The sequence below is a fragment of the Bartonella sp. TP genome (assembly GCF_030406085.1).
In the GTDB taxonomy this organism is placed as follows: Bacteria; Pseudomonadota; Alphaproteobacteria; order Rhizobiales; family Rhizobiaceae; genus CALTWN01.
The window spans coordinates 1,061,219-1,075,240 of sequence record NZ_CP129002.1; the positions used below are offsets into that span (position 1 = coordinate 1,061,219).

16 protein-coding genes are annotated in these 14,022 nt (G+C 38.2%); 10 read left to right on the forward strand and 6 right to left on the reverse strand.

Annotated features, from left to right (window positions below; genetic code table 11):
• Window positions 1-25 precede the first annotated feature (25 nt).
• Window positions 26-1,630: an acyl-CoA dehydrogenase family protein gene (locus QVL57_RS05205; RefSeq protein WP_290076274.1), complete on the forward strand. Its 1,605-nt coding sequence runs from the start codon at window positions 26-28 to the stop codon at window positions 1,628-1,630.
• Here the strand turns inward: QVL57_RS05205 and ruvX are convergent, their stop codons facing one another.
• Window positions 1,631-2,104 carry a Holliday junction resolvase RuvX gene (ruvX, locus tag QVL57_RS05210; protein WP_290076275.1) on the reverse strand — a complete coding sequence of 158 codons (474 nt, stop codon included), beginning with the start codon at window positions 2,102-2,104 and terminating at the stop codon, window positions 1,631-1,633.
• Between the two features lie 107 nt (window positions 2,105-2,211).
• Between ruvX and gatC the strand changes: the two genes are divergently transcribed.
• The 5 genes from gatC to QVL57_RS05235 all read left to right on the forward strand — a co-directional run bounded on the left by gatC (window position 2,212) and on the right by QVL57_RS05235 (window position 5,907).
• On the forward strand, window positions 2,212-2,499 hold the full coding sequence (gene gatC, locus QVL57_RS05215; protein WP_290076277.1) for an Asp-tRNA(Asn)/Glu-tRNA(Gln) amidotransferase subunit GatC: 288 nt from the start codon (window positions 2,212-2,214) through the stop codon (window positions 2,497-2,499).
• A gap of 19 nt (window positions 2,500-2,518) precedes the next feature.
• Window positions 2,519-4,000 carry an Asp-tRNA(Asn)/Glu-tRNA(Gln) amidotransferase subunit GatA gene (gatA, locus tag QVL57_RS05220; protein WP_290076279.1) on the forward strand — a complete coding sequence of 494 codons (1,482 nt, stop codon included), beginning with the start codon at window positions 2,519-2,521 and terminating at the stop codon, window positions 3,998-4,000.
• Window positions 4,001-4,278: 278 nt separating this feature from the next.
• Complete coding sequence (locus QVL57_RS05225) at window positions 4,279-4,851, forward strand: cold-shock protein (RefSeq protein WP_290076281.1); 573 nt, start codon at window positions 4,279-4,281, stop codon at window positions 4,849-4,851.
• 73 nt (window positions 4,852-4,924) lie between these two features.
• The gene (locus QVL57_RS05230) at window positions 4,925-5,695 is read left to right on the forward strand and encodes an alpha/beta hydrolase (RefSeq protein ID WP_290077410.1); all 771 of its coding nucleotides are present in this window, start codon (window positions 4,925-4,927) and stop codon (window positions 5,693-5,695) included.
• Window positions 5,692-5,907: a DUF3126 family protein gene (locus QVL57_RS05235; RefSeq protein ID WP_290076282.1), complete on the forward strand. Its 216-nt coding sequence runs from the start codon at window positions 5,692-5,694 to the stop codon at window positions 5,905-5,907. Before QVL57_RS05230 ends, QVL57_RS05235 begins: the two co-directional genes overlap by 4 nt.
• Window position 5,908: 1 nt before the next feature.
• Here QVL57_RS05235 and radC read toward each other — a convergent pair whose 3' ends face one another.
• Entirely contained in the window at window positions 5,909-6,739 is an 831-nt protein-coding gene (gene radC / locus QVL57_RS05240) for a DNA repair protein RadC (RefSeq protein ID WP_290076284.1), read from the reverse strand.
• 23 nt (window positions 6,740-6,762) lie between these two features.
• Window positions 6,763-7,584, reverse strand: coding sequence for a type I methionyl aminopeptidase (gene map / locus QVL57_RS05245; RefSeq protein ID WP_290076285.1), 822 nt, complete (start codon window positions 7,582-7,584; stop codon window positions 6,763-6,765).
• 107 nt (window positions 7,585-7,691) lie between these two features.
• On the opposite strand from map, the gene QVL57_RS05250 reads away from it, so the two are divergent.
• The 4 genes from QVL57_RS05250 (at window position 7,692) to ttcA (ending at window position 10,871) form a co-directional block, all read left to right on the forward strand.
• On the forward strand, window positions 7,692-8,465 hold the full coding sequence (locus QVL57_RS05250) for an RNA methyltransferase (protein ID WP_290076287.1): 774 nt from the start codon (window positions 7,692-7,694) through the stop codon (window positions 8,463-8,465).
• Between the two features lie 13 nt (window positions 8,466-8,478).
• Window positions 8,479-9,267, forward strand: a complete 789-nt coding sequence (gene murI, locus QVL57_RS05255; RefSeq protein ID WP_290076289.1) for a glutamate racemase — start codon at window positions 8,479-8,481, stop codon at window positions 9,265-9,267.
• Window positions 9,268-9,428: 161 nt separating this feature from the next.
• Window positions 9,429-10,046: a 30S ribosomal protein S4 gene (gene rpsD, locus QVL57_RS05260; protein ID WP_290076301.1), complete on the forward strand. Its 618-nt coding sequence runs from the start codon at window positions 9,429-9,431 to the stop codon at window positions 10,044-10,046.
• Window positions 10,047-10,871 carry a tRNA 2-thiocytidine(32) synthetase TtcA gene (gene ttcA / locus QVL57_RS05265; RefSeq protein ID WP_290076302.1) on the forward strand — a complete coding sequence of 275 codons (825 nt, stop codon included), beginning with the start codon at window positions 10,047-10,049 and terminating at the stop codon, window positions 10,869-10,871. It begins immediately after the preceding gene.
• Between the two features lie 70 nt (window positions 10,872-10,941).
• Here ttcA and QVL57_RS05270 read toward each other — a convergent pair whose 3' ends face one another.
• The 3 genes from QVL57_RS05270 to grxD all read right to left on the reverse strand — a co-directional run bounded on the left by QVL57_RS05270 (window position 10,942) and on the right by grxD (window position 14,022).
• A complete protein-coding gene (locus QVL57_RS05270) occupies window positions 10,942-12,219 on the reverse strand; it encodes a multidrug effflux MFS transporter (RefSeq protein WP_290076304.1) in 1,278 nt (425 codons plus the stop codon).
• Window positions 12,220-12,394: 175 nt separating this feature from the next.
• The gene (locus QVL57_RS05275; RefSeq protein ID WP_290076306.1) at window positions 12,395-13,672 is read right to left on the reverse strand and encodes a multidrug effflux MFS transporter; all 1,278 of its coding nucleotides are present in this window, start codon (window positions 13,670-13,672) and stop codon (window positions 12,395-12,397) included.
• A 26-nt stretch (window positions 13,673-13,698) separates the two neighbouring features.
• On the reverse strand, window positions 13,699-14,022 hold the full coding sequence (grxD, locus tag QVL57_RS05280) for a Grx4 family monothiol glutaredoxin (protein WP_290076308.1): 324 nt from the start codon (window positions 14,020-14,022) through the stop codon (window positions 13,699-13,701).

Here is a 14,022-nt window from a genome sequence, read left to right on the forward strand (position 1 = left end):
GCACTAGTTGTTTAAGGAAAATATTGTGCCACATTTTGAAAATAATCGCTTTGGTCGCAGTAATGCTTTTTTAAGCGATACCATATTATTTAAAATTGCTTCTGGGTTGCCTGGTAATTTGCTTGGTTCTTTTGAAGAAGTCGGGGAGTTTGTAAGTAATCGGGATGCTCAAGATCTGGCGCGCTTAGCAAATCAATATAGACCTAAATTATATTTGAGTGACGAATTTGGCAACATACAGTCGCGTATAGAGATCCACCCTGCTTACCATGCTTTATCGCGTCGCTCTAAGCATATAGGGCTGGTGAGTTCCTTATGGGAAGAAGATAGTGAGGAAAATGGTTTGCGCTATCAAGCTCGGGCTATTAGATTATTTTTGATGGCTGGTTTAGAAAATGGGCATTTAGATGAGATTATTCAAACCAATGCTGGCATAGCCGCTTTGCTTAATGAAACTGAATTGTACCAAATGCTCAAACCATATTTGTTAAACCGCCAATATGATTCGGCCGATAAAGAGATACTTAAAAAGAATAGTATTTCGCTAGCCTTAGCTACAAAAAAAGATAGCGGGCATAATTTTGCAAAAATGTTGAGCTCAGATGCCGGCTTGGTAATGAATAATTACGCAGTAAACGCAAATAATTGTGTTGTTGCTAATCCGAATGCGGATGCTTTTTATATTATCGCGGAACTTGGCGGTGCTCGTTGTTGCTTTTTGGTACCTAAATATGACATGAATGGTAAAGCTAACAATATAAAAATAAATTATTTGATGGATAATGCTGGTTATTGTTCGCGTCCTTTGGCCAAAGTTAGCTTTGCTAATAGTGTGGGGTGGATGATAGGCCAAGTAGGCGAAGGAAATAAAATAGCTGATACTATTGATATTATGTTGCAGTTTGATCAGACAGTCATAGCAATTAGCAGCATGTGGTCGGCCCTACAATTTACAATAGAGACTTTGAGCCATAAAAATGAAGGCTCCACTCTGTCTGCGCTTACAACGCGGATCTTTGCCGATATTGCTTTGGATATAGCTGCTGCTCAAAGTTTAGTTTTTCGTTTGGCTCGGGCTTTTGATAACTCGGTTTCTGATAAAGCAGAGGCCGCTTTTGCTAGGATTCTTACGCCTATAGTCGCCTATTGGGCTAATGCTCTAACCATGCCAATTTTGGGAGAGCTTATTGCTCATTTGGGTATTGAAGCTTATAATGAAACGGCTTTTTTACCAAGATTTTTAAAAGATGCTCCGGTACGTAGCTTAAGTTCAAAAAATTTAAATGAGTTGGTTTTAGATGTGTTGAATTCTGCGCATAAGGCTCCCAATTTAATGCAAAATATATTTCAGCAAATTGCACCTTCATCATCTTCCTTAGGAGAAAAAACACACGAGGTTTTGAACGCTGCTATGCGTTTGGCTCTAAGTGATGAAGCTGCTGGGCGTTTTTTCATTGAACAAATAGCCTATGCTGCTTCTTGTTCGGCTTTAGAACAGCTTGGGGAGCCACAAATCATTGCTGCTTTTTCTGAAAGTAGGCTTGGTGGCGGTTGGCGTAGCTCCTACGGTACTCTAAATATGCGCCATAATGCAGAGCAGATTTTGCAGATATTGTATCCAGCTTTCTAGTTATTTTGTGGTTATTGCTCGCCAACGATCTAAAGCGCCTTGCAAAATAAAACATGCAGCGTTAGAATCAATGTGATCAGCGCGTTTTTTGCGCGACATATCCATTTCTATAAGTGTTCGCTCTGCCGCTACGGTTGAAAGTCTTTCATCCCAGAAAATAAATGGTAATTCTGTATAATTTGCCATATTGCTTACAAAACTGCGCGTAGATTGCACTCTTGGGCCCATGCTGCCATTCATATTTATTGGCAACCCAATAACTATAGCTGCTACTCGCTCTGCTTTTAAGCGTTCTAATAACAAGGCTGCATCTGTTACAAATTTTTTACGTCTAAGTAATGGGCGCGGATAAGCAAAGTTATAACCTATATCACTAATCGCTAAGCCTATAGTTTTAGAGCCTAAGTCAAGGCCTGCTAAGGTGCTATCTTTCTGTAAATATGGGGCTAATTCTTCTATTTTAATACAAGTCATGTCTATGAGTGTAATAAAATTTTATATAAAAAGGCAAGCAGATGTTGCGATTATGTTAAAGGTTTTGTATAGCTATTACGTTTATTATAAATTCTAAAGGAGATGCTATGGCTATTGATATAGCGGAATTGAAAAAAATGGCGAAGCTATCTCGCCTGCATATTCACCCAGAAAAAGCGGAATCTTTGTGTGCAGAAATAAATGCTATGTTTAAATTTGTTGACCAATTAGATAGGATTGAGGTAGATAATGTTGCGCCTTTTGTTTCTAGCTATCAGCAATCCATGTTGATGCGGCCTGATGTTGTAACGGATGGCAATATAGCCGAAGATATATTAAAAAATGCACCATCTAAGTTTGAAAATTTTTTTCTGGTGCCTAAAGTTATAGAATAAGAGGTAATGGATTATAAACATGGCAGATTTAACAAAGCTTAGCATTTGGCAAGCACGTGAGAAATTACAAAAAAAAGAAATTAGTGCTACAGAGCTAACGCGAGCTTACTTGCATGAAATTGAAAATGCTAATGAAAAGCTAAATGCTTATGTGGCTGTAACTGCAGAGCTAGCTTTAGATATGGCTAAGCAATGCGATGAAAATTTGCAAAAGAATCATATGCGAAACCTAGAAGGTATACCCCTTGGTATAAAAGATTTATTTGCCACAAAAAATGTGCACAGCCAAGCTTGCTCGCATATTCTAGATGGTTTTAAGCCGCCTTATGAATCAACGGTTACAGCAAATTTATGGGCAGATGGGGCTGTAATGTTGGGCAAACTAAACATGGACGAGTTTGCCATGGGCTCTTCTAATGAAACTTCTTATTATGGGCCAGCAGTTAATCCATGGCGAGCGGATGATAGTGACGTAGCTTTAGTGGCTGGTGGTTCTTCTGGTGGTTCTTCTTCTGCTGTGGCTAGTTTTTTATGCGCTGGCGCTACAGCTACAGATACTGGTGGGTCAATACGTCAGCCTGCAGCATTTACTGCTACAGTGGGAATTAAACCAACTTATGGGCGCTGCTCACGCTGGGGAATTTTTGCTTTTGCCTCTTCTTTAGATCAAGCTGGGCCAATAGCACGCAATGTACGTGATAGCGCAATTTTATTGCGCTCTATGGCTTCTTATGACAAAAAAGATGCAACAAGTGTAGATATAGCAGTGCCTAATTATGAGGACAGCATAGGTGATTCTATAAAAGGCAAAAAAATTGGTGTTCCATTAGAATACCGCGACGCTATGATGTCGAAAGAGATACTAAAAATTTGGGATGACGGAGTTAAATTTTTAGCGGATGCAGGCGCCGAAATAGTTAATGTTTCTCTTGAATATTCTAAATACGCCTTGGCGGTTTATTATATTATTGCTTCGGCAGAAGCTTCCTCTAACCTTGCACGTTATGATGGTTCTCGTTTTGGTTTGCGTATGCCTGCAACAGATATTAATGAAATGTATGAAAAAACTAGAAGTGCTGGCTTTGGCCCTGAAGTTCAGCGCCGTATTTTAACTGGAACTTTTGTGCTTTCTTCTGGATATTATGAGCAGTATTTTTTAAAGGCTCAGCGCGTGCGTAGCCTTATAAAACATGATTTTGATGTTGCTTTTGCTTCCGGAGTAGATGCAATATTAACGCCGACTACCCCCTCATTGCCATTTGCTATAGGTGAAAAAAATAAAGCAAAAGATTTTGTATCGATGTATCTAAATGATATCTTTACGGTTAATGTAAATATGGCTGGGTTGCCAGCTATCTCTGTTCCGGCAGGTCTTAGTGAGAATCATCTACCATTGAGTCTACAATTAATCGGGCGTCCTTTTGAAGAAAGCACCTTATTTCAGCTTGCACAGGTAATAGAAAGTAATGCAGGTAGCTTTACTCCTGATCGTTGGTGGTAGATTGTTGCTTATGTAACGTTTGTTGATTCGTGTGATATCTAATAGTGATTCCAAAATACAGCAGTGATTCTTCTCAATTTTAAAATTTTACTTATTCTATGCCATAAGTTTAGAGCTTATTATGCTATTTATACTGTGTAATAAAGCTATTGTTAACCATAATTTTTAAAATTGTTGAAAAGTTTTTCTAAATTCACAACCTATAGTTGCTAAACTTTATAAATATGCTACCCTTAGAATCAGGTAATGTGAAAGTTTTAGATAAGGTATAGTAGAATATGACAATGAAAAATTTAATAAATGAAGTAAATACACAAGCAGTAGTAGATTATGAGCCAACATTAGAGATTGTAGGGGCCGTAAAATGGTTTGATACCTCTAAGGGATACGGTTTTATAATTGCTGATAATAATGCTGTTGGCGAAGTCTTGATACATGCTAGCATTTTAAAGAAAGAAGGTTTTCAAGAAATTGCAACAGGTGCACGAATCAGTTGTATTGCTCGTAAGGGCGATAATGGCTTGTATTGCATTAAAATAATTAATTTGGATATGTCTAGTGCCACTGCAAGTTCCGTTTGTGCTGTAAAAAGCCAACAGAATGTAGTTGACGTTAGTAGTTATGAGCGGGCTATTGTTAAGTGGTTTAATGTTATCCGTGGCTTTGGCTTTTTAACTAGAGGTGAGGGAACAGAGGACATTTTTGTGCATATGGAAACGCTGCGCCGCTATGGCGTGATGCAATTATTGCCAGGAGATGTAGTTTTGGTTCGCTATGGGATAGGACAAAAAGGATTAACTGCTACAGAAATTCGGCCAGATGTTAGTCCACAATTTATGCAAACACATTAACTTATCTCGTGACCTGTGCAAATGTTTTAAATATGATATTATTAAGAATCATATTATAAGCTAGAGTATGGAAATGATGGAAAGCACAAAAAAATTATTTTTGCACAATGATATTAAGCTTAGCTTTTTTGACGAAGGGCAGGGCGATCCAATTTTATTGATTCATGGCTTTGCTTCAAACGCGAAGATAAATTGGATTGATACTGGGTGGTTCAAGCTTTTACTAGAGGCAAATTATAGGGTAGTTGCTATAGATAATCGAGGTCATGGCGATTCCGAAAAAATCTATGACCGCTCTGCTTACACGCCAGAGCTCATGGCTGGTGACGCCTTGGCCTTGTTGCGCCATTTAAACATAGAAAAAACGCATCTCATGGGTTATTCCATGGGAGCGCGAATCAGTGCTTATTTTTCTTTGTTATATCCAGAATATATCCGTAGCGTAATTTTTGGTGGACTAGGTATGGGAATGATAACTGGTGCAGGCTCTTGGGAGGTGATAGCTGAAGCGTTATTGGCTCCGGATATTAGCGATATTACAGATCCACGTGGCTTGATGTTTCGAAAATTTGCAGATAATACAAAGAGCGATAAGCAAGCTTTAGCTGCCTGTGTTGTTTCTTCAAAAAAAGAATTGACTAAAGAGCAAGTCCAGCATATTATGCAACCGGCCTTAGTAGTCGTTGGCGACCAAGATGAAATCTCCGGTAGCGCTCAGGAGCTAGCAGAAATTCTGCCCAATGGCCAAGCTGTTACGCTAAAAGGGCGTAATCATATGTTGGCTGTAGGTGACAGGTGCTACAAGAAGGCTGTATTAAATTTTTTGATGGCGAATAAATTATGAATGAAATAGAAATACAAAAAATTGAACGCTATCTGCAAAAGCGATTTAACAATTCGGCTCTAAAGCTTAAACCCTATCCAAAAAGCCCGGATTCTGCTGAAGTTTATAGTGGCTCGGAATTTATAGGTATAATTTATAAAGATGAGGAAGATGGTGAGCTTTCATATAATTTCTCTATGGCTATCTTAGATTTAGATCTTGATAATATATAAATTACAAAAAGCCAGATTGTTTTAAGCTACAATAAGAGTTTCTACCGATAATCAAGTGATCTTGAACAGCGATGCCTAGCGGCTCAACAGCTGCTTGCAATCTTAAGGTTATCTCTATGTCTGAACTAGAGGGCTCTGGATCGCCAGATGGGTGGTTATGCACCAAGACTATTGAAGTGGCACCTAAATCTAAAATTCGTCGTAATACTTCTCGTGGGTATACAGGGGTGTGGTCAATAGTGCCAATTTGCTGTAGCTCTTCGCTTAATAAAGCATTTTTCTTATCTAAAAATAAAATATAAAAATGCTCCCGTTTTTCGCTAGATAATTTAAGGCGGCAGTGATTTAATAAAGCCTCCCACAAAGGAAAAATGGATTGTTTTTTAGAAAGTGGAGCAAGAGTTAGTCTTTTAAGTAGCTGGTGGATAATTTTTATATCTATTGCAGTACTTGGTCCGCAGCCTGGTATCGCTAATAATTCCTTATATTCTGCGCCAAAGACATCGAACATTGAGCCGAAATATCCGATTAGCCTTTTTGCCAATGGCTTGACGTCAGCGCGTATAATTGAGCGAAATAAAATAAGCTCTAATAATTCATAATCTACTATTGTTGAGTTTGAATTCATAAAGCGCTCTCTTAGCCGTTCTCTATGGCCTAAATAATGAGCTTTTTCTTCTTTTAGTGAAATTTTTACTATTGGTCGTCTTGGCTCACTTTCAGGAAGTATTGTTGATTCATAAGGCAGGTGTGAGGCAAAGCTTATGTTTTCTTCTAGTTCTACTTTCTGTTTTGGACGAACCCGGCGGCTCGTTTTTTTCTTTTCTGTCATTGTTAGCTATTATTTAAATAATGTTATAGATAAAAGATTTTTTTTGGTGATAAGGTAAAAATTTCACATCCCGTTGCTGTTATACCAATCATATGTTCATATTGTGCGCTTAGTGATTTGTCTCTTGTTACAGCGGTCCAGCCATCTGCTAATATTTTTGCAGGTGCAGCGCCTAAATTTATCATTGGTTCAATAGTAAAAATCATGCCTGCCTTCAATTCAATGCCGCTGGCTGGGCTACCATAATGCATGATATTTGGCCAGTCATGAAAAAGCTGGCCTATGCCATGTCCACAAAAATCGCGTACTACGGAGCATCTATTTGCTTCAGCATGACGCTGAATAACATGCCCTATGTCGCCAGTGGTTATTCCGGGTTTAATAATTTCAATAGCATGCATTAAGCATTCATGTGTAATATTAAGCAAGCGGCGGGCCGCAGGTTTTATTTCACCAACTGGATACATTCTACTAGAATCTCCGTGCCAACCATTTACTATAAAAGTTACATCTATATTTATAATGTCACCGGGCTTTAAGCGACGCTCTTCAGGCATTCCGTGACATATTACATGGTTTATCGAGGTACAGCAAGAATATTTATAACCGCGATAATTTAAAGTAGCTGGTAGCGCAGAGTTCTTTATGGCAAATTCAAAAACGAATTTATCAATTTCTAAAGTTGTTAAGCCAGGCCGCACTTTATCAGCAAGTTCATCTAAACATTGCGCAGCAAGTTGCCCAGCTCGGTGCATAGCACTAAAGGCTTCTTGATCATAAATACGTATTTGGCCTCTATGATCCTTAGGCAGTTGTTTATAATCTATATACTCAATCTGTGACATAACCAAATTCTACTAATATTCGTATGCAGCTGCATCTTGCATATATAACATGTATGGTTTATTAATTAAACAATCTTAACATAATAATTTGCAGAAAAGATAAAATTATGGCAGGCACAGATAAAACCAAAATGAATATTCAGGGTGGCCCCGCTATTATTTTAGTCTCCCCGCAATTGCAAGAAAATATTGGTATGGCTGCTCGGGCTATGGCAAATTTTGGGCTTTCTGACTTGCGTATCGTTAGTCCAAGAGAGCGTTTTCCTTCCGTTCGAGCTATAAATGCAGCTACTAAAGCTGGGGCTATTATTGACACTGCGCAGGTATTTTACAGCTTGCCCGAGGCGTTGGCAGATTTGTCTTATGTTTTTGCCACTACAGCGCGAGAAAGGCAGGGGTATAAGCCTGTCTGTACACCAGTACAGGCTATGCAATTTAGCCGCGAGCTTGAAGCGCAAGGCAAAAAAAGTGGAATATTATTTGGGGCTGAAAAATCAGGGCTTCTTAATGAAGAAATCAGTCTTGCTGATAAAATTGTTACTTTTCCAGTAAATCCGGCTTGTGCTTCATTAAATTTGGCGCAAGCTGTGTTGGTTATGTCTTATGAATGGATGCAAACTGGGATGTTGGATAATGCTATACCTATCTTTGAGCCTGCGTCCTTACAGCCAGCGGAAAAAAAAAGCTTATATGCGTTGTTTGAGCAGTTGGAGCACGCACTTGAGCAGCGTGGGTATTTTCGTCCACCAGAGCGAAAAGCGGTAATGGTGAATAATCTGAGAGCATTGCTCACAAGGGTTAACTTCAACGAATCAGAGTTAAAGTTGATACGTGGTGTAATTTCTTCCCTTGAGCTTTTTGAACCAAAAGGGTTGCAATAGAGGATTTTATAATATGTCTGCTAGACCTATATTGTTTTTTGATAGCGGCATCGGTGGCCTGACTGTTTTGCGCGAAGCACGCTTGAAGATGCCGCAGTGGCAATTTATTTATGTAGCTGACGATGCTGCTTTTCCCTATGGAGATTGGCCAAAAGAAAGATTGCAAACACATATAATTCAACTTTTTGCTGAGTTGCTAAAGCGCTATGATCCAATTTTGTCTATTATAGCTTGTAATACTGCTTCGACTCTTGCTCTTAAAGATTTACGTGCTGCGTTTCCATCATATAATTTCGTAGGAACCGTTCCTGCCATAAAACCAGCAGCGGAGCAAAGCTACTCTAAGTTAATTTCAGTGCTTGCTACGCCTGGTACTGTAGAGCGAGAATATACCCAGCAACTAATTCATTCTTATGCTAAAGATTGTAGCGTTACTCTGGTTGGCGCAAAAACTTTGGCGATGCTAGCGGAGGAATATCTGCTTCGCGATAATGTTGACAAAAACGAGATTAAACAACAAATATTGCCTTGTTTTGTAGAAAAAGATGGGCGGCGTACAGATATTGTTGTTTTGGCTTGCACGCATTATCCATTTTTAATAAATAAGTTACGTAAATTAGCGCCATGGCCAGTAGATTGGTTAGATCCGGCTGAATCTATTGCTGCTCATGCAAAAGCACTCCTTTTTTCGCTTGGGGAGGATGCTATAGCTAATCAGCTAGGGCAAGATACAGCGTATTTTACTTCTAATAATATACCTTTTAGTACAAAGCGTTTGTTACAAGCTTTTGGATTGCATTAATAATACCTTGACATTTGTTTAAAATGGCTTTAAGAAATTAGTATAACTAACGTATCCCGTGGGCGATGTTGCAGTGCGTATGCAAGTTGCCCTGTCAGTTTTGGCTTTTGTCTAAGCTTAGGAGGGTGCGTTTCCTTAATTAAGCTACAAAAGGAAATGCTATGAGCAAACGCGAATCTACAAAATATAAAATTGATCGTCGTATGGGTGAAAATATTTGGGGTCGCCCAAAATCTCCTGTAAATAGACGAGACTACGGTCCAGGTCAGCATGGGCAACGCCGCAAGGGTAAGTTGTCTGACTTTGGGTTGCAGCTACGTGCTAAGCAAAAACTAAAAGGTTTTTATGGAGATATTTCAGAGAAGCAGTTTCATAAAATTTATGAAGAAGCTTCTCGCCGTCGCGGTGATACAGGTGAAACCTTAATTGGTCTGTTGGAATCTCGATTGGATGCTATTGTGTATAGAGCAAAATTTGTACCAACTATTTTTGCGGCACGACAATTTGTAAATCATGGACATGTTAATGTTAATGGACGGCGTACAAATATCCAATCTTATTGCTGCAAGCCAGGTGATATCATAGAAGTGCGTGAAAAGTCTAAACAAATGACGATGGTGTTGGAATCAGTTGGATTAGCTGAGCGCGATGTACCGGAATATATAGATGCTGATCATAGCAATATGGTAGCAAAATTCGTTCGTACACCAGCCTTTGCCGATGTGCCTTACGCTGTATCCATGGAGCCAAATTTAGTTGTGGAATTTTATTCTCGTTAAATGTCAGTTCTTTCTGGCTCTATATTTGAAAATATAGAAGGTAGCCTAGAGTTTAGTAAATTACAAAAGCGTCTGTTGCGAAATGTGCGGCAGGCGCTTAGTGATTTTGCTATGCAAGATGGTACAACACCACAAAAATGGCTTATAGCGCTTTCTGGTGGCAAAGATTCTTATGGGTTACTTACTATTTTGTTAGAGCTACAATGGCGTGGCTTATTGCCGGTTGAGCTGCTAGCATGCAATCTTGACCAAGGGCAGCCAGATTTTCCTAAAAATATTTTACCTGATTATTTAACCAAATTAGGCATAAAATTTCGCATTGAATATCAGGATACTTATTCAATAGTTAAAGAGAAATTACGAGCTAATCAAACTTATTGCTCTTTATGCTCTCGGTTACGCCGTGGTCACTTGTATAGGATAGCTAGGGAAGAGAATTGTAACGCGTTGGTCTTAGGACATCATCGTGAAGATGCATTAGAAACTTTTTTTATGAATCTATATCATGGTGGGCGACTAGCCACGATGCCGGGTAAATTACTTAATGATGAACAAGATATTCTCGTATTGCGGCCTCTTATTTATTGTGCAGAGGCAGATTTATCTCGTTTTGCTAAAGCTATGCAATTTCCTATAATTCCGTGTAACTTATGTGGGAGTCAAACTGGGTTACAGCGTAATTATCTAAAGCAGATGCTATTAGATATAGAAAAAGCTATGCCTGGACGTAAAGATACGATGATCAAAGCATTGTCTAATGTACGGCCTAGCCATCTTTTGGATAAAAAATTATTTAATTTTTCTGAAATTACAACTTCTGTCTAACAGAACAGTTTTAACATATTAGGTTAAACCCGGGGGTATTTGGATACCACCGGGTTTATTAGGTAATAAATTATTTTGCTTCTGCAACTATATATGACTTGATTTGCGCTTTATTGCGTGCGAAAAGCTTTCCCTTTTCGGCAATCAAAACAAATCCTATAGCAATAACACTCATTAAGAAGTATCCCATGGCTATCGGTTGAGTAGTACCATTAAGGTGTTGTGCAATTAAGAAGCCTAGGGCGCCGCCGATGACATTTTGTAAAAAACCAAACGAGGCGGAAGCAGTACCAGCTATTTTATGCAGTGGTTCCATTGCAAATGCGTCAAAGTTACAGCTAATAGCTCCATAAGAAAATATTATTGTCAAGAAAAAGGTAAGAAATAGGGCTATTGGAATATGACCGTTATGAGTCATGGTCCAGCATAACCATCCCAATGTTGCTAATGTATGTAATATTAAAAACCCATGAGATAAACGCTTGATGTCATACCGTTTTATCCAAAAAGCATTTAAAAAACTAGCAACAACCTGAGCCAAATAAATTGATCCAAAGACCACTGGTAATGCAGAGCCTAAATTAAATATACCAAGGAAAATTTGTGCTGAGGCGGTTAAACAACCGAGTAGCCCGCCAAATAAAAATGAAACGGCAAAAGTATAACCCAATGCTACGCGATTAGTTAAAATTATACGAAAGCTTTCCCTAACTGTTTTAAAGGTTAATGGCCGTTTTTCATAAAGGGTTTCTGGCAAGCGTATAGCTACCCACAATGCGATAGCAAGGCTAGAAATGGCCATAAAAGCAAAAGCGTATTTCCATGAGCCGAGATGTATTAAATATTGGCCAATTGCTGGGTCTGCAGCAGAAATCAAAATGAAAATGGTAAAAAATAATGAGATAGTAGTAGCCATTTTTGTACCTTCGAAAAGGTCACTAATCACAGAAAAGATTAGACCACGCGTTGCTGCTGCTCCAGCACCTTGAATTAATCGTAAAATTATAAAAAATAGAAAATTCGATGTTAGTGTGCAAAGTAACGCGCATATGCAATAGCACATAACGCCAAATATCAAGGGTTTTTTTCGACCAAATCTATCACTAATAGGGCCATAGAAAATTTGAAAATAACCGAGTCCAACTACATACATAAAAAATATATATTGTTGGTCGTTTGGATTATGTATTTGTAAATGCTGTGTTATAGCACTATAAGAGGGCATCAATAATTCATTAGCAAAGCAATTAATAGCCATTAAAAAAGCCAGTAAAACTACCAGCTCAACATAACCTATCTTAGATTGCACCTTTGCTATATGCTTAAGTTCCTCGGGACTTTTAGTCATAACATAATAACCTTTATTTTATTACAAAAGAAAAAATAACTATGGTTTTGTAAGCGAAAACCATAGTTTGCTAATTAAGTAGTAATAAATAGTGCGCTATTATTTTTTGTTATTTTGCTTACGCTTATACTACAAGAGTAGTTAATACATATTTTGTTAACTTTTGCAAGTAAAATTAGTTTTTGTCCACTACCAGTTTTGAAACTGTATGCTGTAGCTTTTCATTAAATAGCTCACCATTTTCAGCTAATAGCACAAAAATCAGTGTGGCTATACCAAGCGAGAAAAAACCAAAAGCTATAGGCTGTGTATTACCTTGAAATTGTTGTGCAACTAGCAATCCTAGTATTGAAGCTATTGTAGTTTGAGCAAAGCCAAGCACGGCTGAGGCGGTTCCAGCAACCTCGCCTAACGGTTCCATTATCAGAGCATTAAAATTAGCACCTAGGCATCCATAGGAAAACATGATAATCATGAATAAAAGCATATATATAGCAAAAGGAATCGTGCCTTGATGCATAAATGTCCATGCCGACCACACTAAAGAAGAACCGAGAAAGGCCAATAGTACTGTATGAGAAATTCGGCGTATCCCAAGTTTATTTACTAAACGAGCATTTGCAAAAGCAGCGCAGGCTTGAGTAATAGCAACACTAGCAAAAGCAATGGGAAATAATTTTCCTAAATGAAATACATCAACATATATTTGCTTGCTTGTGTTTATAGCAGAAAATAGTCCGCCGAATAGACACGAGACAGCTAAAGTATAATATAAAGAAAGATGATTTGAGAATATCAAGGAAAAGCTATCTTTTAGGGTTTTATAATTTAATGCTCGTTTTTTATATAAAGTCTCTGGTAATCGTAAGTAAACCCATATACCGATAAGAAAACTTAACAAAGACATGAACAAAAATATTATCTCCCAGTCACCAAATAACATCAATAACTGGCCAGTTGCAGGTGCAATTACTGGCACCAGAATAAAGACCATAAAAATCATAGAAGTTGTAGAGGCCATTTGATTGCCGTGATATAAGTCCCGCAACATGGCAATTGTTAGTATGCGTGTGGTGGCTGCACCAGCACCCTGCAACATTCGTAAAAATAAAAGCAGTCCGAAACTTGGCACTTTTGTACATAAAAACGCCGTTAGGCAATAGATTGTTAGGCCGACTAATAAGGGTATTTTTCTTCCATATCTATCGCTTAATGGACCATAAATTATCTGGGAGAGGCCGAATCCTAATAGATAGGTAAAAATTATATAATGTTGGTCATTAATATGGCTAGCATGTAAATCTGTGCAGATTCTGTCTAGTGCTGGCAGCATAACATCTATAGCTAAAGCGTTTAACGCCATTAAAGCTGCCATCATGATTACAAATTCTTTGTAGCCTATTTTTGCCTTTATTTCGGCAATATAATTCTCTTTGCTGTTGCTAATTTGCATTTTATTTTAAACTTTATTGAGTTTGGCTAAGCCTTAACCCCTTGCGCTTCAAGCAATTTTTGTAATTCACCATCTTGAAACATTTCGCGCACAATGTCGCATCCGCCTATAAATTCACCTTTTATATAAAGCTGGGGTAGGGTTGGCCAATTTGTGTAATCTTTAACAGCTTGGCGTAATTCAGGGGGGTCTAAAACGTCAACCGCTTTATACTTAACCTCTAAATGGTCCAAGATTTTTACTACTTGAGCCGAAAAGCCGCATTGTGGTAATTCTGGAGTGCCTTTCATGAATAGCAATACATCATTATTGGCAATTAAAGTGGCTATATGTTGTTTTAGATTATCCAT

What these genes read in the sequence shown, in the direction of transcription:
- ruvX (WP_290076275.1), bottom strand. Translation starts at nt 2,104, where the DNA reads ATGACTTGTATTAAAATAGAAGAATTAGCCCCATATTTACAGAAAGAT.
- gatC (WP_290076277.1), top strand. Translation starts at nt 2,212, where the DNA reads ATGGCTATTGATATAGCGGAATTGAAAAAAATGGCGAAGCTATCTCGC.
- gatA (WP_290076279.1), top strand. Translation starts at nt 2,519, where the DNA reads ATGGCAGATTTAACAAAGCTTAGCATTTGGCAAGCACGTGAGAAATTA.
- QVL57_RS05225 (WP_290076281.1), top strand. Translation starts at nt 4,279, where the DNA reads ATGACAATGAAAAATTTAATAAATGAAGTAAATACACAAGCAGTAGTA.
- QVL57_RS05230 (WP_290077410.1), top strand. Translation starts at nt 4,925, where the DNA reads ATGATGGAAAGCACAAAAAAATTATTTTTGCACAATGATATTAAGCTT.
- QVL57_RS05235 (WP_290076282.1), top strand. Translation starts at nt 5,692, where the DNA reads ATGAATGAAATAGAAATACAAAAAATTGAACGCTATCTGCAAAAGCGA.
- radC (WP_290076284.1), bottom strand. Translation starts at nt 6,739, where the DNA reads ATGACAGAAAAGAAAAAAACGAGCCGCCGGGTTCGTCCAAAACAGAAA.
- map (WP_290076285.1), bottom strand. Translation starts at nt 7,584, where the DNA reads ATGTCACAGATTGAGTATATAGATTATAAACAACTGCCTAAGGATCAT.
- QVL57_RS05250 (WP_290076287.1), top strand. Translation starts at nt 7,692, where the DNA reads ATGGCAGGCACAGATAAAACCAAAATGAATATTCAGGGTGGCCCCGCT.
- murI (WP_290076289.1), top strand. Translation starts at nt 8,479, where the DNA reads ATGTCTGCTAGACCTATATTGTTTTTTGATAGCGGCATCGGTGGCCTG.
- rpsD (WP_290076301.1), top strand. Translation starts at nt 9,429, where the DNA reads ATGAGCAAACGCGAATCTACAAAATATAAAATTGATCGTCGTATGGGT.
- ttcA (WP_290076302.1), top strand. Translation starts at nt 10,047, where the DNA reads ATGTCAGTTCTTTCTGGCTCTATATTTGAAAATATAGAAGGTAGCCTA.
- QVL57_RS05270 (WP_290076304.1), bottom strand. Translation starts at nt 12,219, where the DNA reads ATGACTAAAAGTCCCGAGGAACTTAAGCATATAGCAAAGGTGCAATCT.
- QVL57_RS05275 (WP_290076306.1), bottom strand. Translation starts at nt 13,672, where the DNA reads ATGCAAATTAGCAACAGCAAAGAGAATTATATTGCCGAAATAAAGGCA.
- grxD (WP_290076308.1), bottom strand. Translation starts at nt 14,022, where the DNA reads ATGGATAATCTAAAACAACATATAGCCACTTTAATTGCCAATAATGAT.